A 23985-nucleotide genomic window follows, 5' to 3' on the forward strand; every position below is an offset into this window, starting at 1 on the left:
CAACTCTGTATACTCCAGGCGGACAGCGACAATACCAAAATTAAAAGGACGGATCGATTCATAAGTGTCGGCTAACGGCTTATTATCCGAAGTTAAACATTTTTGCGCCGGCCCGGCTTATAGCCTTTAAATTCCATAAAATCAATTACTCCCGGTTTCGTATTTGGAGTATTATTATTTCCAATGCGCAACCGCCCCATTCAATACAGATACTTTAAAAACGCAACTCTCCCTAAAACAAACATGCCCATCAACAAAGGGAATACCCATTCTGCGCAAAGAAATCTGCCGCTACCCCGGAACGGTCTGCACAAAGCTTCGCCACCTGGGTCACAACCCAGCTTTATGGCGCGGTTAAAGATAAATAATATACCGAAACGAGCGCGTTGTCCCAGCAGGTTGTCATAGTCCATCCGGACCCCGGATAAAAATGTTCGCCTTTTCCCAAACAAAGCCCCGCCTGCCGGCAAAAGTAATATGCTGAAACTTACAGGTTATCAATCCCTTCCCCTGCCTTTGCCCATTAATATTGTTCCCTCCTGCGCCGCCCCCTACCCTTCATCATCCTTCCACGGCATCATCAGCTATTTATTTCCGAACATCCCCCTTACTGCCGCCGCCGCTGCCCTCCCTAACCTCGTGGCCTTACCACGGCAATTTGTCCAGGGGACTGCCAATCGCTTCCACTTTCACACGGCTGACCTGGGTATAACGAAGGGTGGTCTTCATGCTGTTATGCCCCAGGAGGCTTTGGATATAGCGGATATCGGTTCCCCCTTCTAAAAGGTGGGTGGCATAGCTGTGCCTAAGACCATGAATACTGCCCGCCTTATGGATACCAGCCGCCTCTTTGGCGGCATGCAGGACCATTTGCGCACTACGGGTGCTATACGGGCCTCCCTTTTCCCCCTCAAACAGGTATTGCTTTGGCCGATAGGCCGTAAAATAAGCGCGCAGGGTTTCCAGCAGCAGGGGGGAAAGCGGCACCATGCGATCCTTCTTGCCCTTGCCGCAGCGGATATGAATCATCATGCGCTTCGAGTCAATGTCGCCGATTTTTAAGCCCACCAGCTCACTTACCCTTAGCCCGGCACTATAAGACGTCATCAGGAGTGCCCGATGCTTCAGATTACCGGTCTTCATGAGGAGGCTGACAACCTCTCCCTCCGCCAGCACCTGCGGTAACTTGGAAGGCTTTTTAGGCCGCGGCAGGTCATAAAACTCCTGCCCCCTCCCCTCCACCTTTTCGAAATAGAATTTCAGGGCATTGACCGCCGTATGCACATGCACCTCGCTATACTTCTTCTGCTTTATCAGCCAGAGCAGGTACTCCTGAACATGCCCTTTTGCAAGAGAAGAAACCGGCACCTTTCCCAACAGGCGCAGCAGGTGGTGAAATTCATTGCTATAATTTCTCAGCGTATTGCGGCTGTAGCCCTTTAATTGGATCATAGCCTGGAAGCGGGTAAACGCTTCCAGGTTTTCAGCGCTCAGGGGATGCTCCAGGATAATGCCAGCTCTTTGTTTGGAAATCCGCCCTTCTTTGAGGATTGGCTGCACCGCCTTTCGCTGCTCCAGGTAATTCTTTAAAGGCTCCGCATCGATAGTTGCGCTGTCCCGAAGCATGCCGGTAACCAGCAGGTAATTTTCCCTGGAAAGCGGCAAGTACCAGCAGCGGTGGGTTTGCGTCCACCGAATGGCCCTGATTTGCCGGATCAGGCGATTTAAGGCACTATCCGTAGTATAGAGGGCAATAGACTCCTGCGCCTTGTGGTAGAGCGGGCGGAGCGTCAGTTGCGGCACCATAGGCTCAAAGGTTTAGAAGGACCAATTTACTAAATATTTTAGCATAAACATGGATATTATTTTCCATGTTTATGCCAAATATATCCGGAGCACATCGGTCAGTGGAGACCGCATCAGGCAAAGGACGCAGCTATCTTTTCAAGGTAATCTTCAATAGGTACACTATTCCGGAGGGCCATCAGGTCATTGCCGGCTTTACCGATCACCGTCCGGAAACGGCTGCTTTCCCCGGTAGCCAGGCCGGCAATCGCTTTTACCAACACCAAAATATCATCCCGCAGGGAAGGATCGGAGGAAGCCATCAGTTGCTGCAGCTTTTCTGTAATCCCATCGTAATCCCGGATCTGGCTGTCGCTGCTCCAGGCAATATTTTTTCCGAAATTGTTGTCGGTGGAACCGCCCGGCTCGACCAGGTGGAGCGAAATATTCAGGGGCTTCAGCTCGTAATACAACCCTTCCGTCAACCCTTCGAGGGCAAACTTCGACATGTTGTAAAGGGACCCCAGGGGCACCGCCGTGGTCAGCCCCATAAAGGAACTCACATTGATAAATTTTCCACCCCCGTTGGCCTTGAAATGGGGCAGGAAGGCCCGGATCACATTGATCACCCCGCGTACATTCACCGCAAACTGCCAGTCAATGTCCGCCTCCCGGGCCAGCTCCAGCGCACCGTATACCCCCATGCCCGCATTGTTCACCACCACGTCTATTTTCCCGAAAGCAGCAATGGCCTCCTCCGTGGCCGCCTTTACCTGCGCCACATCGGTTACGTCCAGCCTGAATATTTTGACATTCCCGTACCGCGTCAGCTCTGTTTCCTTTTCCGGGGTACGCATAGTAGCGGCCACATTCCACCCCTGTTCGGCAAAGTACCTAGCCGTCGCTTTGCCCAGACCGGAACTGGTTCCGGTAATAAAAATCGTTTTGCTCATTTTCCGTTTTTTTGATCTGATGCAAAGGTAGACCCTTAATGGTATAACTTTGTAACCAGTATAACAGAGTATACCAGTAAAAAAAGTTCACCATGGAAAGAAACCAGGCCGAGGAGCGGCAAGCGCTGCAGGACACGATCTATGTGCTGGGAGGGAAATGGCGGCTGCCGATTATCAATTCCATCTGCAACGGCAACAAGCGGTTCCGGGAGATCGAACGCAGCATCCCGGGCATCACCACCCGGATGCTGTCGAAGGAATTAAAGGAAATGGAGCTGAACCACCTGGTCAAACGGACGGTGCATCCCGGGCCGCCGGTACTGGTGGAATACGAATCCACCGACTATTGCCGGAGTTTTGGCCGCATTATTACGGAAATGATCCAGTGGGGCAGGGAACACCGCAACCGGATCCGGGGTAAATAAACGAAGTGCTCCTTACGGCCGGCGGCCCCTGCCTTCCCCCGGCGCAGCTTCCGGGCGGCAACCGCGAGCAGCGGAAACAAGAGCAGCAGCCCGGCCCACCCCAAAAGCAGCAGCGCCTTCTGTACAAGGCAACCGTCACCGCCGCAGGGCCGCCCCCGGCATAGAGCAGGTATAAGAAAACAGGAGGCCGGAAAGCGTTACCAGGAAGAAACACCCGGAAAGCAGCCGCCGGACCATGGCCTCGAATTATTTTGCCAGCTTTTTAATATCCTTCACTTCCAGCACCTGCTTGCGGAAACCTGCCGTCGCCACCCAGATCATGGCCCGCCCTACTTCCTGCATCGTTAGCGAGCTGCCGGGGAACAGTTTCGGGTACAGCCAGATAATGGGCCGGAAAATGGCTTTTACATGCTTCTGCCCCGGGAAGGGCTTCATGAACCCCGGCCGGAAATTGTACTGGCCCCTGAAGGGCAATTGCATCAGGTCGTTCTCGGTCCTGCCTTTTACCCTTGCCCACATTACCTTCCCTTTGGCGGAACTGTCCGTATACGCGCCGGTAACGAAGGTGAACACCATGCGGGCATTGAACCGGAGCAGCACTTTGGCCACATGCAGGGTGGTGTCGTAGGTGATCCGGGTATACTCCGCTTCCTTCATGCCGATGGAGCTGACGCCGGCGCAATAAAAGCAGGCATCATACCCGGTTAGTTGTTCGCTGAATTCTTCGATCCGGAAAAAGTCGGGCACGATCAGCTCTTTGAGCTTCGGATGCACGAGGTCGTAATGCCTCCGGCTGACGATCAGCACTTCCGATACCTGGTCGTTTTGGAGGCACTCCAGCAATACGCCTTCGCCTACCATTCCGGTAGCGCCGGTGAGGATCACTTTAAGTTGGTTCGGTTCCATCATCGATCAATTGGGGCTTTTGCTCAAGGTAAAAAATAAGGCGGTTAGACGATGTTCACTTCCCGCTCCAGCTCAATACCGAATTTTTCCTGCACCGAGCGGATGATCTTTTCGCTCAATTCGAAGACCTCGCCGCCGGTGGCGCTTCCGTAGTTCACCAGCACCAGGGCCTGCTTGGGATAGCAGCCGGCATCGCCTTTGCGAAAACCCTTCCAGCCGCACTGTTCGATCAGCCAGCCCGCCGGCAGCTTGGTGGCTTCGCCACTTGGATAATAAGGCATCGAAGGATGGTGTTTATGAATAGCCTGGAACTGTTCGTTGGGGATGGTGGGGTTTTTAAAAAAGCTGCCGGCATTGCCCACTTCCCGCCAGTCGGGCAGCTTGGAGGTGCGGATGTTGATCACCGCCTGCGCGATGGCCTGTATGCTCAGGTCTTTGACGCCCATAGCCTCCAGCTCGTGCCCGATGGCGCCGTAGGAGGTGTTGAAAACGGGCTTCTTGCGCAGCCGGTAGGTGACGGAAGTTATTACGAACTGCCCCCGGTACTGCCGCTTGAACACGCTTTCGCGGTAGCCGAAGCCGCAGGCTTCGCGTGTAAATATCCGGGTATATTTTTCCTGCAGGTGGAAGGCCTCCAGCTCTTCAAACACATCCTTGATCTCCACCCCGTACGCCCCGATGTTCTGCATGGGCGAGGCGCCCACGTTGCCCGGGATCAGCGACAGGTTCTCCACCCCGGCATACTCATGGGCCAGGCAGTACTGTACAAAGCGGTGCCACCCCTCCCCCGCCCCGGCCTTCAGGTACACGAAGTCCTCGTCTTCCCGCACTTTTTCGATGCCCCCGAGCTCGTTTTTCAGCACCAGCCCGTCGAAGTCGCCGGTAAAGAGCAGGTTGCTGCCGCCGCCGAGAATAAGCGGTTGGTGGCGGGTGGTTTGTAGGTTGGGGGCCTCCAGCAGTTCCGACAGCTCTTCCCGGGAGGAGAAGGCGGCAAAGTATCTTGCCCGGACGTCGATGCCAAAGGTATTGTAAGGACGGAGCGAAACGTTTTCTTGGATGGTCATGGCCGCAAAGCTAAAGGATTAGCGCACCCGGCGTTGCGGCCGCCGGAAATCGGAAGCCGCCTTTCCTCCCCGCCCCGCGCCCTCCGTGCCGGCAGCACGCCCGGACAGCCGGAAGCGATCCCGGCCCTCTTTTTGTGGCCACTCCCGGACACCAACCGCGGTCCGCAGTTTGCGGAAATTTTTAGAAATCATTAAGAATCTCCCTGCCCTTAACCTTTACCTTTGTGTTTAACAATTTTGTCAAACAAAGATGTAAATGCCTGTCAAGGACTGTAAAACGGAACACCACATCAGGGAAACGGCCAAGCGGATTTTCTTCAAAGAAGGAAAAATGCGGGCCACCACCCAGGACATCGCCGATGCCGCCGGGGTGAACCGCACCCTGCTGCACTATTATTTCCGCTCCCGCGATGCCCTGTTCACCGCCGTTTTCCAGGAAGCTTTTCAAAAACTGCGTCAAGGCCTCCATGCCGCCATCGAATCGCAGGAACCCTTTCGCCAAAAGCTCGAAAGCTTCATCAACGCCTACTTCGACCAGCTGGTGGAAGCCCCTTACCTGGAAACCTTCCTCGTGCTCCAGCTGGCCCAGGACCCCGGCAAATACGAAGAACTTTTTATCAAAATGCCCGGGGGCGAAGACCGCATCCAACGCTTCCTGGCCGAAATCCAGTCGGAAATGGACAAGGGCACGATCCCCCCAATGGACCCGGTACAATTTTATATGAGCCTGTTCGGCCTGATGGCCTACCCCCTGCTCGCCCGGCCTATTTATCAAAACCTGTTCCACCTGGACGACGCCACCTTTGACCGCTTATACAAGGAACGGAAAAAGCTGATCCTGTCCCTGGTCTTCCCGGAAAGGGCGCCCGCCCCCTCGGGACACTGACGAAAACCCTGACGATTACCTGCCCTGGAAACCGGAACCATCAACTATCGATATTTCAATTAAACGTGACCATGAGCCAAAGAATACCCAACGGATCCCTTGCCGCAATCCTCCTCCTGTTTTTCCTGGCCTCCTGCGGAGGCAAAAGTGAAAAGCCCACCCCCGCCGCCGGGGCCCAGGAGGTGGTGAAAGACTACCCGGTGATCACCATCACCCCGCGCACCACCACCCTGCACACCGACTTCCCTTCCACCATCGAAGGGCAGCAAAACATCGAGATCCGCCCCAAGGTGGACGGCTACATCGAGTCCATCCACGTGGATGAAGGCGCCACCGTGCGCAAGGGCCAGCTGCTGTTCCGCATCAGCGCGCCCCAGTACGAACAGGAAGTACGCACCGCCCAGGCCAACATCAAGATCGCCCAGGCCGACGTGAACGCCGCCCGCATGCAGGTATCCAAGGTGCGCCCCCTGGTGGAAAAGGACATTATTTCCCAATACGAGCTGGAAGCGGCCGAATACAACATGCAGGCCAAGCTCGCCGCCCTGGCCCAGGCCCAGGCCCGGCTGGCCAACGCCCGCACCAACCTCGGCTACACCGCGGTCACCAGCCCCGTCAACGGCGTGGTGGGCACCATCCCCTACAAGATCGGGAGCCTGGTGAGCAGCAATACCGCCCAGCCCCTGACCACGGTCTCCAACATCGGCAACATCTACGCCTACTTCTCCGTCAACGAAAAGGAGATCCTCGAATTCTCCACCACCACCCGCGGCGCCACCATGCAGGCGAGGCTGGCCACCCTGCCGCCGGTCACCCTCATCCTGTCCAACGGCGAGGAATTCCCCCAGCAGGGACGCATCGAGACCGCCAGTGGCCTGATCAATACCGAAACGGGCTCCATGCGGATGCGGGCCACCTTCCCCAACCCGGGCAACATCATCCGCAGCGGCAGCAGCGCCATCGTTCGGGTACCCTACACCGTGGACTCGGCCCTGCTGGTACCCCAGAAGGCCACCTATGAAGTGCAGGGCAAACGCTTCGTGTACGTGCTGGAAAGCACCGGCACGGTGCGCAGCGCCAACATCGAGGCGACGGGCAGCCCCAACGGCCAGTTCTTCGTGGTCCATAAAGGCCTGAACCCCGGCGACCGCATCGTGCTGGAAGGAGTGGCCGGCCTGCACGAAGGCTCCACCATCAAGCCCCGGGAGATCAATACCGACAGTGTATTCCAGCGGGGCGGCCACTCCTGACGGCTTTTCCCAACTCCTCCTTCCTCACTCCTATTTAAAGAAAACAACCGGGAGCGCCGCCTTACCCGCCGCGCGCCCGGTTCGAGAAAATGATCGTATATGCTGAAACGTTTTATCGAACGCCCGGTGCTCTCCACCGTTATCTCGGTCCTGATCGTGATCCTGGGCGTACTCGGACTGATCACCCTCCCCATTGCCCAATACCCCGACATCGCCCCGCCCACGGTAGTGGTCACCGCCTCCTACCAGGGCGCCAATGCCGACGTGGTGCTGAACAGCGTGGTGGTACCCTTGGAAGAACAGATCAACGGCGTGGAGAACATGACCTACATGACCTCTTCGGCCGGCAACGACGGCACCGCCACCGTGACCGTCAACTTTAAGCTGGGCACCGACCCCGACCTTGCGGCCGTGAACGTGCAGAACCGCGTGTCGCGCGCCACCCCCCTGCTGCCCGCCGAAGTCACCCGCGCCGGCGTGACCGTGCTGAAGCGGCAGAGCAGTAACCTGGTGATCTTCTCGCTCTACAGCGAGGACCCGGCCTATGACCAGACCTTTTTGCAGAACTATGCCGGCATCAACCTGGTGCCGCAGATCAAGCGGATCACGGGCGTGGGCGACGCCACCATCTTCGGCCAGATGGACTACTCCATGCGCATCTGGCTCAAGCCCGACGTGATGGCCTCCTACGGCCTGGTGCCCACCGACATCAGCGCCGCCCTGGCCGAACAGAACATCGAGGCCGCCCCCGGCCAGTTCGGCGAGCAGGCCCACCAGTCGTTCCAGTACGTCATCAAGTACAGCGGGCGCCTGAAAAGCCCCGAACAGTTCGGCGATATCGTCATCCGCTCCGCCGGCACCGGCCAGATCCTGCGCCTGAAAGACATCGCCCGCCTCGAGATGGGCGCACAGAGCTATTCCAGCTTTTCCATGACCGACAACAAGCCCTCCATCGGCGTGGCCATCGCCCAAACAGCCGGCTCCAACGCCAAGGAGGTGATCGAAGGCACCCTGGCCGAGCTGGAAAAAGCCTCCAAAAACTTTCCCCGCGGCATCAAGTACACCACGCTGATCAACGTCGACGAATTCCTGGACGCCTCCATCGAAAAGGTGATCCATACCCTGATCGAAGCCTTTATCCTGGTGTTCCTGGTGGTGTTCATCTTTTTGCAGGACTTCCGCTCCACCCTGATCCCGGCCATTGCCGTGCCCGTGGCTATTGTGGGTACCTTCTTTTTCCTGGGGCTGTTTGGCTTTACCATCAACCTGCTGACCCTCTTCGCCCTGGTGCTGGCCATCGGCATCGTGGTGGACGACGCCATCGTGGTGGTGGAAGCGGTCCATGCCAAGCTCGACCAGGGCTATACCTCGGCCCGCAAGGCCACCATCGACGCCATGAGCGAGATCTCCGGCGCCATCGTCTCCATCACGCTGGTGATGGCAGCAGTATTCGTGCCGGTGAGCTTCATCACCGGTTCGGCGGGCGTGTTTTATAAACAATTCGGCCTCACCCTGGCCATTGCCATCGTGCTGTCGGCGGTGAACGCCCTGACGCTGAGCCCTGCGCTCTGCGCCATCTTCCTCAAGCCCCACCACGGCGACGGCCATAAGAAGAACCTGCTGCAGCGCTTCTATGCCGGCTTCAACGCCGCCTTCGACGCCACCACGGAAAAATACCGCCGCTCGGTGCAGTTCCTCTCGGCCCGCAAGTGGATCGCCCTGGCCGGCATCGGCATTTTTATGGCGGCCTTCGTGCTGCTGATGCGCTCCACCCCCACGGGCTTTGTGCCCAACGAGGACATGGGCGTGGTGATGTCCGACATCTCGCTGCCGCCCGGCGCCTCGCAGGAGCGCACCGCCGAAGTGGTGGAAGAGATCGCCAAGGTGGCCAACACCTTTCCCCAGTTGCAGAACGTGCTGCGCATCACCGGCCGCGGCATGATCAGCGGCAACGGCAGCAACTACGGCATGGTGATCATGCGCCTGAAGCACTGGCACGACCGCAAGGGCAAGGGCGATGACGTGCAGACCATCATCGGGCAGATGTTTGCCAAAACCGCTGGCATCCGCGACGCCAAGGTGATCTTCTTCCCCGCCCCCACCATCCAGGGTTTTGGCATCTCCGGCGGCTTCGAGTTCCAGCTGCAGGACCGCAGCGGCGGCGACATCGCCAAGTTTTATAAGATCAGCACCGACTTTTTGGCGGCCCTCAACCAGCGCCCGGAGATCCAGTATGCCTCCACGCCCTTCAACCCCAATTTTCCGCAGTACCAGATCAACGTGAACGTGGCGCGGGTGAAGGAAGCGGGCCTGTCGGTGAACGACGTGCTCAACACGATGCAGGGCTATTACGGCGGCGTGTATGCGTCGAACTTCAACCAGTTCGGCAAGCAGTACCGCGTGATGTACCAGGCCGAGCCCCAGTTCCGCGCCAATGAATCGGGGCTGAACAACATTTACGTGCGCAACGCCAACGGCACCATGGCGCCCATCAGCGAGTTCATCACGCTGGAACGGGTATACGGGCCGCAGGCCATCTCGCGGTTCAACCTGTTCACCTCCATTGGCGTGACGGGCGCTCCCAAGGCGGGCTTCAGCTCGGGCGACGCCATCAAGGCGGTGCAGGAAGTGGCGGCGCAAACCCTGCCCCAGGGCTATGGCTACGAGTTCTCGGGCATCACCCGCGAAGAGCTGTCGGCCGGCGGGCAGACGGTCTTCATCTTTCTGCTGGTGATCCTGTTCGTGTACTTCCTGCTGTCGGCCCAGTACGAAAGCTACATCCTGCCCTTCGCGGTGCTGCTGTCGCTGCCCGTCGGGCTGGCCGGGGCCTTCATCTTCGCCAACATGTTCGACATCGCCAACAACATCTACGTGCAGATCACCCTCATCATGCTGGTGGGCCTGCTGGCCAAGAACGCCATCCTGATCGTGGAGTTTGCGGCGGAGCGCCGGCGGCAGGGGCTGCCCATCGTGCAGGCCGCCCTGGAAGGCGCGGTAGCGCGTCTGCGGCCGATCCTGATGACTTCCTTTGCCTTCATCCTCGGCCTGGTGCCGCTGATGCTGTCCAAGGGCGCCGGCGCGGCCGGCAACCGCTCTATCGGTACCGGTGCCATCGGCGGCATGCTGATCGGGACCATCTTCGGCGTCTTCGTGATCCCCATCCTGTTCATCATCTTCCAGTCGCTGCAGGAAAGGATCAGCGGCCCGCCGAAAGGCCCGGAGGAGGAAGCGGAAGCCGCCGAAACCGAGCCCCGGCTGACGGCGGCGGCCCACTAGCCGCTGCGCCCCGTAGCCTCCCGCGGCCGCAAGGCCCCGGGAGGCTCCCCTACCCCCATTCTTAAAAGGATAAAGTCCGGAACGAATTGCACGCCAGGTGTTTTAATCAAGCTATTATGAACCAACGTTATTCTCCTTTTCTCTTACTTGCTTTGCTCCTCATCATCGGTTCCTGCAAGGTCACCAAAACCTACCAGGCCCCGGAAGCGCCGGGCGACGGCCTGTTCCGCGAGGTGCACACCACCGACACCACGACCATGGCCAGCCTCAGCTGGAACCAGGTGTTTACCGATACGTTTTTGCAGGGGCTGATCGCCGAGGGCATCGCCCAGAACCTCGACCTGAAAGTGGCGTATACCCGCATCGGGCAGGCCCAGGCCTATTACCAGCAGGCGCAGGCGGCCTTCTGGCCCACGCTGAATGCCAATGCCGGCATCTCGGCCGCCCGCCTGTCGGTGGCCCAGGGCTTTGGCATCCGCACCCATGCCACCCAGTACCAGCTGGGACTGACCTCGGCCTGGGAAGCCGACATCTGGGGCCGCCTGCGCAGCAACCGCCGCGCCAGCCTCGCCAGCCTGCTGCAGACCGAAGCGGCGGCGCGCACCGTGCAAACCGGCCTGGTGGCCACCATCGCCACCTATTATTACAGCCTGCTGGCCCTTGACCGGCAGATCGGCATCACGGAGCTGACCGTCCGCAACTGGGACACCACCGTGCAGACCATGCAGGCCCTGAAGGACGCCGCCAGCGTCACGCAGGCCGCCGTGGTGCAGAGCGAGGCCCAGCGCTATGCCGCCGAGGTGACCCTGCCCGACCTGAAGCAACAGGTACGCGAAACCGAAAACGCCCTGAGCATTTTACTGAACCGCGAGCCGGCCGCCATCCGCCGCGGGCGGCTGGAGGACCAGCGGCAACCCGCCGTGCTGAGCACCGGCGTGCCGGCCCAGCTGCTGGCCTACCGCCCCGACGTGCAGCAGGCCGAACAAAACCTGCGCTACTCCTTTGAGCTGACCAACGTGGCCCGCACCTATTTCTATCCCACGCTGAGCCTGACCGGTTCGGCCGGCATCAGCAGCCTCCAGCTCAGCCAGTTTTTCAGTCCCGAGGCCCTGGCTGCCAACATCGGCGCGGGCCTGTTGCAGCCCATCTTCAACCAGCGGCTCAACCGCACCCGCCTGGCGGTGGCGGAGCTGCAGCAGCAGGCCGCCTTGCTGGACTTCCGCAGCACCCTGCTCACCGCGGGCCAGGAAGTTTCCAACGCCCTTTCGCTCTACGGAACGGCGGTGGAAAAGATGCAGGTGCGCACCAACCAGCTGACGGCGCTGGAGCGGTCGGTAGATTATTCGAAAGAACTGCTGCGCAACGGCTTTGCCAACTACATCGAAGTGATCACCGCCCGCCAGAGCCTCCTGCAGGCCGAGCTGGGCAGCGTCAACGACCGCCTGCAGCAACTGCAGGCAACGGTGAACCTGTACCGCTCTTTGGGCGGCGGCTGGAAGTAAGATCGGGAAAACCCATTTAAAGGCCTGTAATCGGAAACACCTTCCGGCTACAGGCTTTTTTTATGGAATCTTCGTCCTTCTGCACTATTATTAACCTAAAATAGAAACCAACTATGGGCATTTTTTCTTCCTTATTCGGGAACGCAGGCGTGGCGCAGCCGGAAGAACTGATCAAGGACTATGGCAAACTGCTGGCGGACGAAGAAACCATCGAGATCGGCTTTAAGCTCGTTCGGGATGTTTTCATTTTCACCAACAAGCGGCTGATCCTGGTGGACAAGCAGGGGCTGACCGGCAAAAAGGTCCAGTACCTGTCCGTGATCTATAAAAGCATTTCCCGGTTCAGCGTGGAAACGACGGGACATTTCGACCTGGAAGCCGAATTAAAGATCTGGATCTCCAGCGAGGTCACCCCCAGCATTACCAAGCAATTCAGCAAGGCGGTAAATATTTATGACTTACAAAAAGTGCTGGCCAACCATGTACTCCGGTAGGGCAGTGGCATAGCCGTTATAAAAGCCTGAAACCCGGAGCCCGGTCCCGGTTACGGTTACGGGCTTTTTCTTTTTCCGATATTTTCCTATTTTACCCTAAGGTTTTGCCCGCTGCCCCGAAAGGGCGGATGCAGGACCCGGGCTATCAAGTGCTTACCCTTAAACCGAATGGTTTTCAAGCGCTTAAACAGGATTATTTCTTAATTTGTGCCGCCAAAACTAACTGTACTCCATGAAAGCAATCAGCCTGACCTGCCTGCTGACCCTTGCCGCCTGCAGCGGCTACGCCCAGTCGCCCGCTCCCTTCAATTCCGGGGACGTCATCGGCGAAGCCGTAAAGCTCCACGACCAACAACAGTATAAAAAAGCCATCGAACTGTTCCGGACCGTTCCCCGCAACGACACCAACTACGTGCTGGCCCAGTACGAGCTCTCCCTGAGCTATACCAGCGACAGCAATTATACCGCCGCCCTCCAGGCCTGCGAAGAAGCCCTGGGCCAGCCGGGCCGGGAATACGAGCTCGAGCTGCTGGTAGCCAAAGGCAGCAACCTCGACGACCTGGGAAAAACCGAAGAGGCCCTGCGGGTGTTCGACTCGGCCCTTACCCGCTACCCCGATGCCACGAACCTGCTGTTCAACAAGGCCATGACCCTGGTGCGCCTGAAAAAAACCCCCGAGGCTGAAAAAATGTTCCGGGACATCCTGCTGCGCGATCCCTACCATACCAGCGCCCATATGCGGCTGGCCACCTGCGCCCTGCAAACCGGCCGGGTGGTGCCGGCCATGATGGCCCTGTTTGCCACCCTGTTCATCAACCCCGACGGCCCGCACGTCCAGGGGGCCATCCAGTTGCTCGACGGCATCAGCAAGCATACCGACGCCATCCGGGCCGTAGTGGAAAAACGCCCCGCGCCCGATCCCGTTTTCGCCCGGGCCGAACAGATCATCCTGTCGAAGGCGGCCCTGGACAAAAACTATAAGCTGCAGGCCTCCCTCGACGACCCCATCTTCCGGCAGTTGCAGGCCCTGATGGAGGTGCTGACCTTCAGCGAAGGCGAACCGGATTTTTTCATGCAGTTTTACGTGCCGCTGTATAAAGAGGTGTTTAGCCGGAAGCTGTTCGAACCCGCCGTATTCCAGGCATTCGCCTCGGTGCCGCTGGACGCCATCACCGCCTACCGCAAGAAAAACGGCCGGGAAACCAAGGAAGTCGTCGCCGCCGTGGTCGCCTACCTCAATGCCCTGCGCAGCACCCGCCAGCTTTCCTTCGCCGACCGGCAGACCGCCCCGGCGCTTTATCATTTCAGCGAGGATAAACTGGTCGGCAAGGGAACACTGGACGCCAAAGGCAATACCACCGGCCCCTGGGTGTTTTTCTACCCCAACGGCAATAAAAAAGCGGTGGGCACCTTCACCGCCTCGGGAAAGAAAACCGGCGACTGGACCTACTATTTTCCCAGCGGCCAGCTGCAGGGTACCGACAAATGGGAGAACGGCCTGGAAACCGGCGAGGACATCCTCTACAGTGAAGAGGGCATCGTGACGAACCGCATGTACTGGAAGGCGGGCAAGCGGCAGGGCGAAAAAAGAACCTTCTTTGCCATCGGCACCCCGCGCAAGGTGGAAAACTACGTGGAGGACCTGCTGGAAGGCCCGGGCACGGAATTTTACAGCACGGGCGAAAAAAGCGAGGAAGCTACCTACAAGGCAGGCAAGCTGCACGGTACCCTGACGGCCTTTTACCAGAACGGACGGACGCAAAAAGTGGCCACCTACGCCAACGGCCTGCTCGACGGCCCCTACAAAACCTTTCATGCCAACGGCCGGCCCGAGCTGGAAGCCACCTACACCGGGGGCAAACTGTCGGGAGAAGTCCGCGATTACCACCCCAACGGCCAGCTGAAGGAGCTGCGCACCTTCACCGACGACCTGCAGGAGGGCGCGGACAAATCCTACAACGACGAGGGCGTGCTGGCATCGGAAACATTTTTCCAGAAAGGAAAAGCGGAAGGACTGGGAAAATACTACGACAGCGACGGCAAGCTGTATGGCACCTTCCTGTACGAAAAGAACCTGCTGAAAACCGCTACCTATCTCAACAAGGAAGGTCAGCCCATCAGCACCTCGGAACGCCGCAACAAGCTCATTGACCTGGACATGTACACCCCCGAAGGGTACAAAGTGTCGCACCACCGCTTCAATGACGCCGCCAAAGAGGTGGCCCCCAGCACCTACTTCTACCCCTCGGGCAAAGTAAAGGAAACCAACGACTACAAGGACGGCCGGCTGGAAGGATATTCGAAAGGCTATTATGAAAACGGGGCCCGCCAGTACGAGATCGCTTACCGCAACGGCGAAAAAGACGGACCGACCACCCATTACCACCTCAACGGCCAGGTGCGGCAGAAGGGCTGGTACACCGCCGGCACCACCAGCGGCGACTGGGAGGAATACAGCGAAAAGGGCCACCTCAGCGAACGCTACACCCTCCTGAACGGCAACCTCCACGGCGCCTACCAGTACTTCCACGCCAACGGCAAACTGAACTACGAAGACGTCTACCAAAACGGCTGGCTGCGTGCGGTCAACACCTACGACAGCACGGGAAAAAAGATCAGCACGGCTACCATCAGGCAGGGAGCGGGGGCCTACACCGCCCCGTACCCCAACGGCCAGAAACGGTTCGAGGGCACCTTCCGCAACGGCGAATTCCATGGCCCCTACACCTCTTACTATTTCGACGGTACCGTCCGCGTGAAAAAGAATTTCCGCTATGGCCACCTGCACGGCGCCTATGCCGAGTACCAATACGGCGGCCAGCCCGAGGTCACCGGCACCTACGAGTCGGGCGAACGGACCGGCACCTGGAAATACTACCAGAAAGACGGCAAGGTGTGGAAGGAAGAAACCTGGGTGGACGGGGCGCTGCACGGAAAGGTGCTGACGTATGAGGACGGCGTGCTGCGCCGCGAATACCACTACAAGAACGGCGAGCTGCACGGCACCTACACCCGCTTTGGCGGCCCGGGCCAGGTAGCGTACTTCTTCTATTACCGGGAAGGCAAGCTGACCGGCTACAGCTATCCCGACAAAAACGGCCAGCCGGTGCCGGTGAAGCCGCTTCCCGGCGGCAGCGGCAAGGTCAGAACGTTTTACGCCAGCGGCACCCTCTCGGCCGAAATGGAGTACGCCGACGGCAAGCTCAACGGTCCCAGCGCCGCCTACTACCCCAACGGGCAGGTGGCGTACCGCGAAACCTACGAATACGGCTACGGCACCGGCAAAACCACCTGGCACCATCCCAACGGCGCCCTGGAAGCGGAGTTCGCCCAATTCCTGGACAACTACGACGGGCCCTACCGCAGCTATCACGAAAACGGAAAGCTCCATACCGAAGGCCACTATTACAACGGCGTGGAAAACGGCACCTTCCGCTATTACGACGCCACGGGCAAACTGACCGAACAACGGTACTATTATTACGGAACCCTGTTGAACAGCACTAAATGAAACAATCACTGATCCAAATGGCCTGCGCCCTTTTGCTGTGCCTGGCCGCCCCGGGCGCCGGCGCGCAGGAGTGGAAAAAAGACTTTCCCACTGCCGAAGCCGCCTATACCCGCCTGGCCTGCGAGGTGACGATCCGCCGCGAGGAAGGAAAGCTGACCGCCTCCAGCGCCCATTCGGAAGACATGCTGCTGGCCAGCGACAACGCGGTGAAGATCATGAGCCGCGGCTATATCCACCACAGCACCTTCAACGAGCTGAAAAAATGGACGGCCTACACCCGCCCCGCCGAAGGCAAGTCGCTGAAGGTGGCCAACACCACCACTGCCAGCAACCGCAGCGCCTCGGTGTTCTTCGACGATGCCCAGACCACGTCCTTCGACTTTACGGGCATGGGCACCGGCGCCACCCGCCACCTGGAGTACGAGATCGGCCACAGCGACCCGCACCTGCTGATGCCTTTTTATTTCGACCGCTACTTTCCCGTGCTCAACGGTGAGCTGAAACTGGTGTTCCCCTCCTCGGTCAGGGTAAAATATGTCGTAAAAGGCCTTCATGCCGCCGACATCCGCTTCAGCGAGTCGCGCAAACGCGACAAGACCGTTTATACCTTTACCGCCACCAACCTGCCGGGCAGCCAGCACTACCCCGACGCCCCCGACAACTCGTACTACGATACGCACGTGATCTTTTACATCGACCAGGTAGAAGAAAACAACGGCTGGCAGAATTACCTCTCGGGCATCGGCGACCTGTACCGGTTCAACTACGGCTTTATCCAAAACACCAACCAAAGCCTGTCGGAAGAACTGCGCCACCTGGCCGACTCCCTTACCCGCGGCGCCGCCACCGACGAGGAAAAGGCCCGCCGCATCTACCGCTGGGTACAAACCAACATCAAGTACGTCGCCTTTGAAGCGGGCATGGAAGGCTTTATCCCCCGCGAGGCCAGCCTGGTGTGCACCCGCAAGTTCGGCGACTGCAAGGATATGACCAGCATCCTCACCGCCCTGCTGCAACTCTCCGGCGTGCCGGCTTATTTTACCTGGATCGGCACCCGCCACCTGCCTTATACCTATTCCGAAACGCCCCTGCCGATCGTGGACAACCACATGATCTGCGCCGTAAAGCTGGGTGGGAAGTTCGTCTTCCTCGACGGCACCGACCCGGGCTGCGTCTTTGGCATGCCTTCCTACGCCATCCAGGGAAAGGAAGCCCTGGTGGCCCTGTCGGAAAAGGAATATAAGCTGGTGCCGGTGGAAGTGGTGCCCAGGGAAAAAAACACTTATTCCGACTCCACCTTCCTCGAATTCGGGCCGGCCGGCCTGAAAGGAAAAATAAAGATCCGCATGACCGGCTATCCTTCCAGCCAGCTCTATACCATCCTCTCCTACCGCAACGAAAAGGAGCGGGAAGAGTATTTTAAAAACCGCTTCCAAAGGGGCAGCAACAAGGTGCGCTTCAGCAACTGGAAAACCGAGCCATCGGAAGACCGGAACACCGTGCTGGTCACGGCGGATATGGACCTGCCCGACTACGCCAAGAAGATCGGCGACGAATGGCTGGTCAACCTGAACCTGTTTCGCCTGTACGAGCACGAGGAAATCGACTATCCCAGGCGGAAAGCCCCCGTGGAGTACGACTTCCTGATGGCGTCGGCCTACACTACCCTACTGAAGCTGCCCGAAGGCTACCGCGTACCGGAGCTTCCCCGCAGCCAGGTCTTCAGGAACAAGGTGTGGGGCTTCGGCATGCAGTATGCCGCCACCGGCAACACCCTTTCGCTGACCCAAACCTTCGATACCGACCAGTTGCTGCTCTACCCCGACCAGTTCGAGCAATGGAACAAGGTGCTGGAAAACCTGTTTCCCCATTACAAGCAATCGGTGCTGCTGACGAAGTAAAGGACCATGGGTCACAAACATCATTCATCACTCATTTATTCCTGAACTCTATGCGTTCCCTCCTCCTGACTCCTCTTATCCTGCTGGCCGGCCTGTCGCTGAAGGCACAGGGCCCGGCGCCCTCCGGGTTTCAATGGCAGTCCATCCCTTCCCTTCATACCGTAGACCCGCGCTTTTCCTCGGAAGCCGCCGTTTACGTCAGCGATGAAAAACGGATCGAATACGCCCTGGAAAAAGACGGCTTCTTTTCGTACAAGACCATACACCGCACCATTCACATCAACAACGACAAAGGCATTGAATACTTCAACAAGATCTACCTGCCCTTCGACCAGGGCCTGCAGCTGATGAACGTCAAGGCCCGCACCGTGCTGCCCTCCGGCAAGGTGATGGAACTGGACGAAAAGAACATCAAGGACCTGAAAGACGACGACGGGGTGTATAAGATCTTTGCGCTCGAAGGCCTGACCAAAGGCTGCGAGGTGGAATACTACTACACCCTGAAAACGCCGGCCTCCTTTTTCGGCCGCGAGATCATTTCACAGAACCTGCCGGTGCAGCAGGCCCGCTTCGAGCTGATCACCCCACGTCACCTGCGCTTCGAGGTAAAGAACTTCAACGGCCTGCCCCCCTGCATGGATTCCGTGGGAACCGCCAAACGGCACACCTGGCTGAACGTGGAAGCGCTGGAGGCGACCACAGAGGAAAAATACGCGATGCATACCGCCAACCTCAAACGCCTGGAATACAAACTGTGCTACAATGAAGCGGGCAGCGCTACCGAACGCATGTTCACCTGGGACCAGCTGGCCAAGGAAGCCTTCGGCGTGTACACCAAAGCCAGCGACAAGGAACTGAAAAAAATAAAGGAACTGCTGGACGAAGCCGGCCTGGCCGGCGCCAGGGGCGACAAGGAAAAAATCGTGCGGCTGGAAAGCTATTTTAAAAAGAACTTTATCTGCCGGGACGATATTTCCGGTGAAGATGCCAGCGATCTGCTGCAGGTGATCCGGAAAAAAGTCGCCAGCGAAAAGGCGTTCTGCCGGCTGCTGTGCGTCGCTTTTACCGCCGCCGGCCTGGACTACCAGGTGGTGCTTTGCGGCGACCGCTCCTCCTTTGAGATCGACTCCAAACTGGAGAACTGGAACAACGCCCGCAACTTCCTGCTCTATTTCCCCTCCACCCGCAAGTTCCTGGCGCCTACCGAACCGGGCTACCGCTATCCCTGGATCCCGCCTACCTGGGCCGGCACCAACGGCCTGTTTTGCGAGGGAGCGACGCTGGGATCTTTCCAGACGGCCATTGCCGTTATCAAGCCCATACCGATGGAGGAATACCGCCATTCGTACCTCAATATGGAAATCAGGGCTAAGCTGAATGCTGAAGGCGAAGCCCTCGACATGGACGTAAAACAATTGTATGGCGGCTATGCGGCGCCGAACTACAAAGCGCCCTTCATCTTTGCCCCCGCCGGCGAGCAGGACAAGATCCTGAAAGCGCTGGTGAAGTTCGGCACCAATTCCGAGAACATCCTCTCCCATACCCTGGAGAACAAGGAATTGGACCAGGCCGATCCCTACCTGCCGTTTATCATCAGCGCCAGGGTAAAATCAACGGGACTGGTAGAGCGGGCCGGCGCAAAGATCATCGTCAAGGTGGGCGAGTTCCTGGGCAACCAGGTGCAGATGTACGACAGCACCGAGCGGAAGAACAGGGTGGAGCTGGGCTTTCCCCATTCGCTGTTCCGTACCATCGAGCTGGCCATTCCCGACGGCTACACCGTCAAAAATGCCAAAGACCTGAACTTCAACGAAGTGTTCCAGGTAGCGGACAAGCCGGTCATGGGCTTTGTCAGCTCCTACGAGCAAACGGGGAACCTGTTGAAGATCACGGTACGCGAAGACTATACCAGCACCGTCTATCCCCTGGAGCAATACCCTGCCTTTAAAAAGATCATCAACGCCGCCGCGGACTTCAACAAGGTGGTGGTGGTGCTGGATAAGCAATAAGCAATGGGCAATAGGCAATGGGCAAGTAGGAATTAGTTCATTGGTTCATTGGGAATTAGGAATTAGGAAGGGGCCGTTAATATCTTATTGTGGGTTTCTCCGCTATTGTCTATTGCCGATTGCCCATTGTCTATTGTCTATTCCTCCGGTACGCCTCTACCCGCTGTAGAAATGCCTGCGCATCTTTGGCGGCGGGGGTGGCATATTCGATCAAGCCCTCGGTGCTGCCGCAGAAATCCATAATCGCCTGCAGGTAATGGTCTTCGTTGGCGGTATCGGGATAAAGGGTTTCGCAAAACAGCCCCAGGATCACCCGCCCGTCGCTGGTAAACAGGGCCATGGCGCCCCTTAGGGTTACGTCCTCGCTGTTGTACCAGTAAATGGCATGGCGCTCCTGCGGGTGCTGCTCCAGCCAGCCCACCAGCTCGCCAGCGGAATGAAAAACGGCCACAGGCCGTTCCGCGAACTGCGGCACCTCGTAGGTATCGGTGTACTCCTGCCGGCCGGGCAGGAAGTGGTCGAGGAACAAACGAATAAAGCCCTCCGTCCGCCTGTCCGTAAGGACGTAACAGTCGGCGAAGTTCACCGGGCCGTTCTTTTCAGCTGCCATAGCATTCAGCTTTAGGATTTTACCTAAAATACCGCCCTTATCCCTGCCGGCCAAAAGAAATCCGGACAGTTTTCGGCTATACATACGGGCCTGAACGACTATTTTACCCTCTTCGCCGAAAAGCCCCGGAAGCCGCCGGGGCAATGACTATTTTCGCTTCGCAATCAATAACCGGGTTGCGGCTCCGTTCCCTAAGAAAATACAGGCCTCAAAACTGGCTGTATACCCGTCCGGCCTGGTACCTAATGGTCCCCTCTCACGAGGGGGCTTTTTTTTGCCTACTCTTTCTTTTTATCCTTATCTACCGGTTCCGACTGCTTGTTCATCTGGTCGGCCAGCAGCGTATCGGGCAGGATATTGCTCAACACCGACTGGGTCTTGTTCTTCAGGCCCGACACCACCTTGTCGTCGCCCTTCATCAGCGCCGCATACCCGTCTTTGGCCACCTGGGCGGGATCGGCCAGCTTGCCGGGATCCGCCACGATCCTGGACTCCTGGGCGCCGGCCTTGTTGAAGAAATCGGTATCCGTGGCCCCGGGCTGCAGCACCGTCAGGGTCACCGCCGACTCTTTCAGCTCGCTGATCAGCGCCTCGGTAAAGCTGAGCACATAAGCCTTCGTGCCGCCGTAAACCGCCTGCCAGGGCGAAGGCACTTCCGACACAATGGAACCCAACTGCAGGATCCGGCCGCTGTTGCGGGCCTTCATGTCCTTTAAAAAGTGGTAGGTCAGGCGGGTCAGCGAAACGATATTGAGGTGAATGATGCGCATCTGGGCCTCGATATCCGTGTCCGTGAACAGGCCGTACACCCCCTGGCCGGCATCGTTGACCAGGATCTCCACCTCGATGCCCCGGCCCCGCACCTCGTTGTACAGCTCCGTTGCCGCCGTTTCGCCGAACAGGTCTTTGGCAATAGGCTCCACCGCTACGCCGTATCCCCTGAATTCCGTCGCCACCTGCTCGAGGTCTTCCTGTGTACGGGCCACCGCCACGATGCTGTAGCCGTCCTGTGCCAACAGTTTTGCCAGTTCGTATCCAATACCCTTGGTCGCTCCCGTTACCAAGGCATATCCCTTGCTTTTTTCTGCCATAATCATTGATTTAATGGTTTCCGCCCCGGCCGGGGGCGGAGGCTACAGAGCAATTACCGTGCGGACTTACCCTTAGCCGCTGCAGGGAAAGTGGCGGGGTCAGCGTTTTTTTGCCGGCACTCTTCTATTTCTTTCAACTATTCAATACCTTTATTGGTACCAGAGTGGCATTTATACCAACGGTCCTGTTTCTTACCTTAAAATCACGTCAACAGAAGGGAGCACCTGTTTCCTGAAAGCCCCCTTTACAGTTCCTGCTTGTTATCCCCCCTGAGGAACCACTATTGAATGAAGCTGGAAAGGCCTGTCCCGCATCCAGGGATGGTTACCTTCTGCGTCTGCTCGCCCATTGCCGGGCAGTACGGCCAGGGGTGCCGCCATGCCCGGACAGGGACCGGTAAACCGATTGTGAACCTATTCAATCCGCAAGAGATGGAGCAACATTCTTCGGCGGTAGCGGACCATGCCACCGCCGACCGCCCCTGCAACCCACAGCCCTACACCTTTATCCGCGAAAACGGACGCTGGCACATTGATTTCCCCGGCTACCTGGAACGGGGAGGACACCTGGAAGACCTGCTGATGGAAGCAGGCGCCGACGACCTGCTGGACTTCCTGGCCCGTAACAAAAGAAAGGTAACCCTGATGCTGGATACCGAACCCTTCGACGGCAGCGACAGCCTGGAACTGACGGAATTGTGCGACGCCCCCATGGGAGGCGCTTACTACCTCCTGCCCGTCTACCGCGAACGGGCCGTGAACAGGAAAATGTGGCTGCGCGACCTGACCCTGTTCCTGTTCGGCGACATGCCCCAGCGCCTGTATATCCGGCGCATAAAGCCCCCTGTTACTTCGCCACCTTTTACAGCCACCAATAGATAAAGACCGTACGGACAACCATTCCTACCAACGGGCGGGCGGTTCTCCGCCCGGCCCTGTATTTTACTGCCGGCTGCATAAAAAACTGTCCTAAATTGGCGGGGCGGACCGCACCTGTTTACTCCGGTTGCCGTCCCCTTCACTTACAACTTTTTTTATGAGCCAACTGATCACAGGCATCCACCACATCACCGCCATCTCTGGCAGCGCACAAAAGAACCTGGAATTCTATGCCGGCATCCTGGGCCTGCGCCTGGTAAAGAAAACCGTCAACTTCGACGGCCCCGACGTGTATCACCTCTATTACGGCGACGACGCGGGCACACCCGGCAGCATCATGACCTTCTTTCCCTACGAGGGACTGGTCGGCGGCCGCCACGGCAAAGGCATGCTCAATACCACCGCCTTCTCCGCCGCTGCGGATTCGCTGAACTACTGGCTGGAGCGCCTGAAGCGCTTCGGCATCCCCCACAAGCCGCCCCAGGAACGCTTCGAAAGCGAAACGGTGGTGTACTTCGAAGACACCGACGGACTGGGACTGGAACTGGTGTTCACGGACAGGGACAACCGAACCGGCACCTCGCTGGGTCCCGTGCCGCAGGAACATGCCCTGAAAGGCTTTTACAGCGCCGAGATCTGGGAAGAAGGCTACGAGCGCACCGCCGGCCTGCTCACCGGCCAGCTGGATCACCAACCCATAGCCGAAAAAGGCAACCGCTTCCGCTTTGCCGCCACCGACGCCCCCGGCCATTACGTGGATATCCTCTGCTCGCCGGACAGCCTGAAGGGCCTTTCCGGCAGCGGCACGGTGCACCACATCGCCTTCAGCACCCCCGACCGGCAAAGCCAGGAAGCCGTACGGGAGCGCATCCTCGACCGCCGCCTCAACCCCACCCCCATCCTGGACCGCAACTACTTCACCTCCATCTATTTCCGCGAGCCGGGCGGCGTGCTGTTCGAGATCGCCACCGCCGGCCCGGGCTTTGCCGCCGACGAAGCGCCGGAACACCTGGGCGAAGCCCTCAAGCTGCCGCCCCAGTACGAGCCCGACCGCAGCCGCATCGAACAAAGCCTCAAACCCGTAGTTCTTAAACTTGATGACTACCGGTAACCGATAAATGGATATTGGTTAATTGGTTAATTGGGAATTAGGAGCAACCCGTGAACACCTGTACTCCCGAACTCCCGAACTCAGGAACTCAGGAACTTAGGAACTTAGGAACTTAGTACATTGTAATTAAAGTAAGTTATTATCCATCGGAATAGGGCACCGTAGGTGCCTCCTGTTTATAGAAACAGCCTTAGAGATATTCCCAGGCTCTGTAGGAGCCACCTGTGCAGAACGGAAGGCGCCATTACAGGAAGGGAAATGCTCGGGGCTTCACAGGGCGCTCCTACGGAGCGACGTTCCTCGGTTGTTGATTTGCTATAAACAGGAGGCAC

18 protein-coding genes are annotated in these 23985 nt (G+C 58.2%); 12 read left to right on the forward strand and 6 right to left on the reverse strand.

Translation table 11 applies throughout. The annotated features are described in order from the left end of the window. Positions 1-645: 645 nt before the first annotated feature. Together V9K67_RS20200 and V9K67_RS20205 are read right to left on the reverse strand one after the other, a co-directional pair. Complete coding sequence (locus V9K67_RS20200) at positions 646-1806, reverse strand: tyrosine-type recombinase/integrase (protein WP_336725632.1); 1161 nt, start codon at positions 1804-1806, stop codon at positions 646-648. Positions 1807-1919: 113 nt separating this feature from the next. Beyond that, entirely contained in the window at positions 1920-2738 is an 819-nt protein-coding gene (locus V9K67_RS20205; RefSeq protein ID WP_336725634.1) for an SDR family oxidoreductase, read from the reverse strand. A 92-nt stretch (positions 2739-2830) separates the two neighbouring features. Between V9K67_RS20205 and V9K67_RS20210 the strand changes: the two genes are divergently transcribed. Then, complete coding sequence (locus tag V9K67_RS20210) at positions 2831-3163, forward strand: winged helix-turn-helix transcriptional regulator (protein ID WP_336725636.1); 333 nt, start codon at positions 2831-2833, stop codon at positions 3161-3163. A 5-nt stretch (positions 3164-3168) separates the two neighbouring features. Further along, complete coding sequence (locus V9K67_RS20215; protein WP_336725637.1) at positions 3169-3327, forward strand: hypothetical protein; 159 nt, start codon at positions 3169-3171, stop codon at positions 3325-3327. An 82-nt stretch (positions 3328-3409) separates the two neighbouring features. Here V9K67_RS20215 and V9K67_RS20220 read toward each other — a convergent pair whose 3' ends face one another. Both V9K67_RS20220 and murB read right to left on the reverse strand, forming a co-directional pair. Further along, the gene (locus tag V9K67_RS20220; protein WP_336725639.1) at positions 3410-4069 is read right to left on the reverse strand and encodes an NAD-dependent epimerase/dehydratase family protein; all 660 of its coding nucleotides are present in this window, start codon (positions 4067-4069) and stop codon (positions 3410-3412) included. Positions 4070-4113: 44 nt separating this feature from the next. After that, complete coding sequence (gene murB, locus V9K67_RS20225; RefSeq protein WP_336725641.1) at positions 4114-5133, reverse strand: UDP-N-acetylmuramate dehydrogenase; 1020 nt, start codon at positions 5131-5133, stop codon at positions 4114-4116. Between the two features lie 256 nt (positions 5134-5389). Between murB and V9K67_RS20230 the strand changes: the two genes are divergently transcribed. The 8 genes from V9K67_RS20230 (at position 5390) to V9K67_RS20265 (ending at position 19962) form a co-directional block, all read left to right on the forward strand. Continuing rightward, positions 5390-6019, forward strand: coding sequence for a TetR/AcrR family transcriptional regulator (locus V9K67_RS20230; protein WP_336725643.1), 630 nt, complete (start codon positions 5390-5392; stop codon positions 6017-6019). A gap of 71 nt (positions 6020-6090) precedes the next feature. Then, entirely contained in the window at positions 6091-7269 is a 1179-nt protein-coding gene (locus tag V9K67_RS20235; protein ID WP_336725644.1) for an efflux RND transporter periplasmic adaptor subunit, read from the forward strand. Between the two features lie 99 nt (positions 7270-7368). Further along, on the forward strand, positions 7369-10545 hold the full coding sequence (locus V9K67_RS20240) for an efflux RND transporter permease subunit (protein ID WP_336725646.1): 3177 nt from the start codon (positions 7369-7371) through the stop codon (positions 10543-10545). A 116-nt stretch (positions 10546-10661) separates the two neighbouring features. Next, positions 10662-12047 (forward strand): efflux transporter outer membrane subunit, encoded by a 1386-nt coding sequence (locus V9K67_RS20245; RefSeq protein ID WP_336725647.1) that lies wholly within the window; start codon positions 10662-10664, stop codon positions 12045-12047. Between the two features lie 113 nt (positions 12048-12160). Further along, positions 12161-12541, forward strand: a complete 381-nt coding sequence (locus V9K67_RS20250; RefSeq protein WP_336725648.1) for a PH domain-containing protein — start codon at positions 12161-12163, stop codon at positions 12539-12541. A gap of 232 nt (positions 12542-12773) precedes the next feature. Next, positions 12774-16052, forward strand: coding sequence for a tetratricopeptide repeat protein (locus V9K67_RS20255; protein WP_336725649.1), 3279 nt, complete (start codon positions 12774-12776; stop codon positions 16050-16052). Continuing rightward, a complete protein-coding gene (locus V9K67_RS20260; RefSeq protein ID WP_336725650.1) occupies positions 16049-17953 on the forward strand; it encodes a transglutaminase-like domain-containing protein in 1905 nt (634 codons plus the stop codon). Before V9K67_RS20255 ends, V9K67_RS20260 begins: the two co-directional genes overlap by 4 nt. A 50-nt stretch (positions 17954-18003) precedes the next feature. Then, positions 18004-19962, forward strand: a complete 1959-nt coding sequence (locus V9K67_RS20265; protein ID WP_336725652.1) for a DUF3857 domain-containing protein — start codon at positions 18004-18006, stop codon at positions 19960-19962. Between the two features lie 130 nt (positions 19963-20092). On the opposite strand, the gene V9K67_RS20270 is transcribed toward V9K67_RS20265, so the two are convergent. After that, the gene (locus V9K67_RS20270; protein ID WP_336725653.1) at positions 20093-20572 is read right to left on the reverse strand and encodes a hypothetical protein; all 480 of its coding nucleotides are present in this window, start codon (positions 20570-20572) and stop codon (positions 20093-20095) included. A 278-nt stretch (positions 20573-20850) separates the two neighbouring features. After that, on the reverse strand, positions 20851-21663 hold the full coding sequence (locus V9K67_RS20275) for an SDR family NAD(P)-dependent oxidoreductase (protein ID WP_336725654.1): 813 nt from the start codon (positions 21661-21663) through the stop codon (positions 20851-20853). Positions 21664-22095: 432 nt separating this feature from the next. Between V9K67_RS20275 and V9K67_RS20280 the strand changes: the two genes are divergently transcribed. Together V9K67_RS20280 and V9K67_RS20285 are read left to right on the forward strand one after the other, a co-directional pair. After that, positions 22096-22545, forward strand: a complete 450-nt coding sequence (locus tag V9K67_RS20280) for a DUF6717 family protein (protein ID WP_336725656.1) — start codon at positions 22096-22098, stop codon at positions 22543-22545. 154 nt (positions 22546-22699) lie between these two features. Then, the gene (locus V9K67_RS20285; protein ID WP_336725659.1) at positions 22700-23653 is read left to right on the forward strand and encodes a ring-cleaving dioxygenase; all 954 of its coding nucleotides are present in this window, start codon (positions 22700-22702) and stop codon (positions 23651-23653) included. The last annotated feature ends 332 nt before the right edge of the window (positions 23654-23985 follow it).

The sequence above is a fragment of the Huijunlia imazamoxiresistens genome, assembly GCF_037132455.1.
GTDB classification, from domain to species: Bacteria; Bacteroidota; Bacteroidia; order Chitinophagales; family Chitinophagaceae; genus Flavisolibacter; species Flavisolibacter imazamoxiresistens.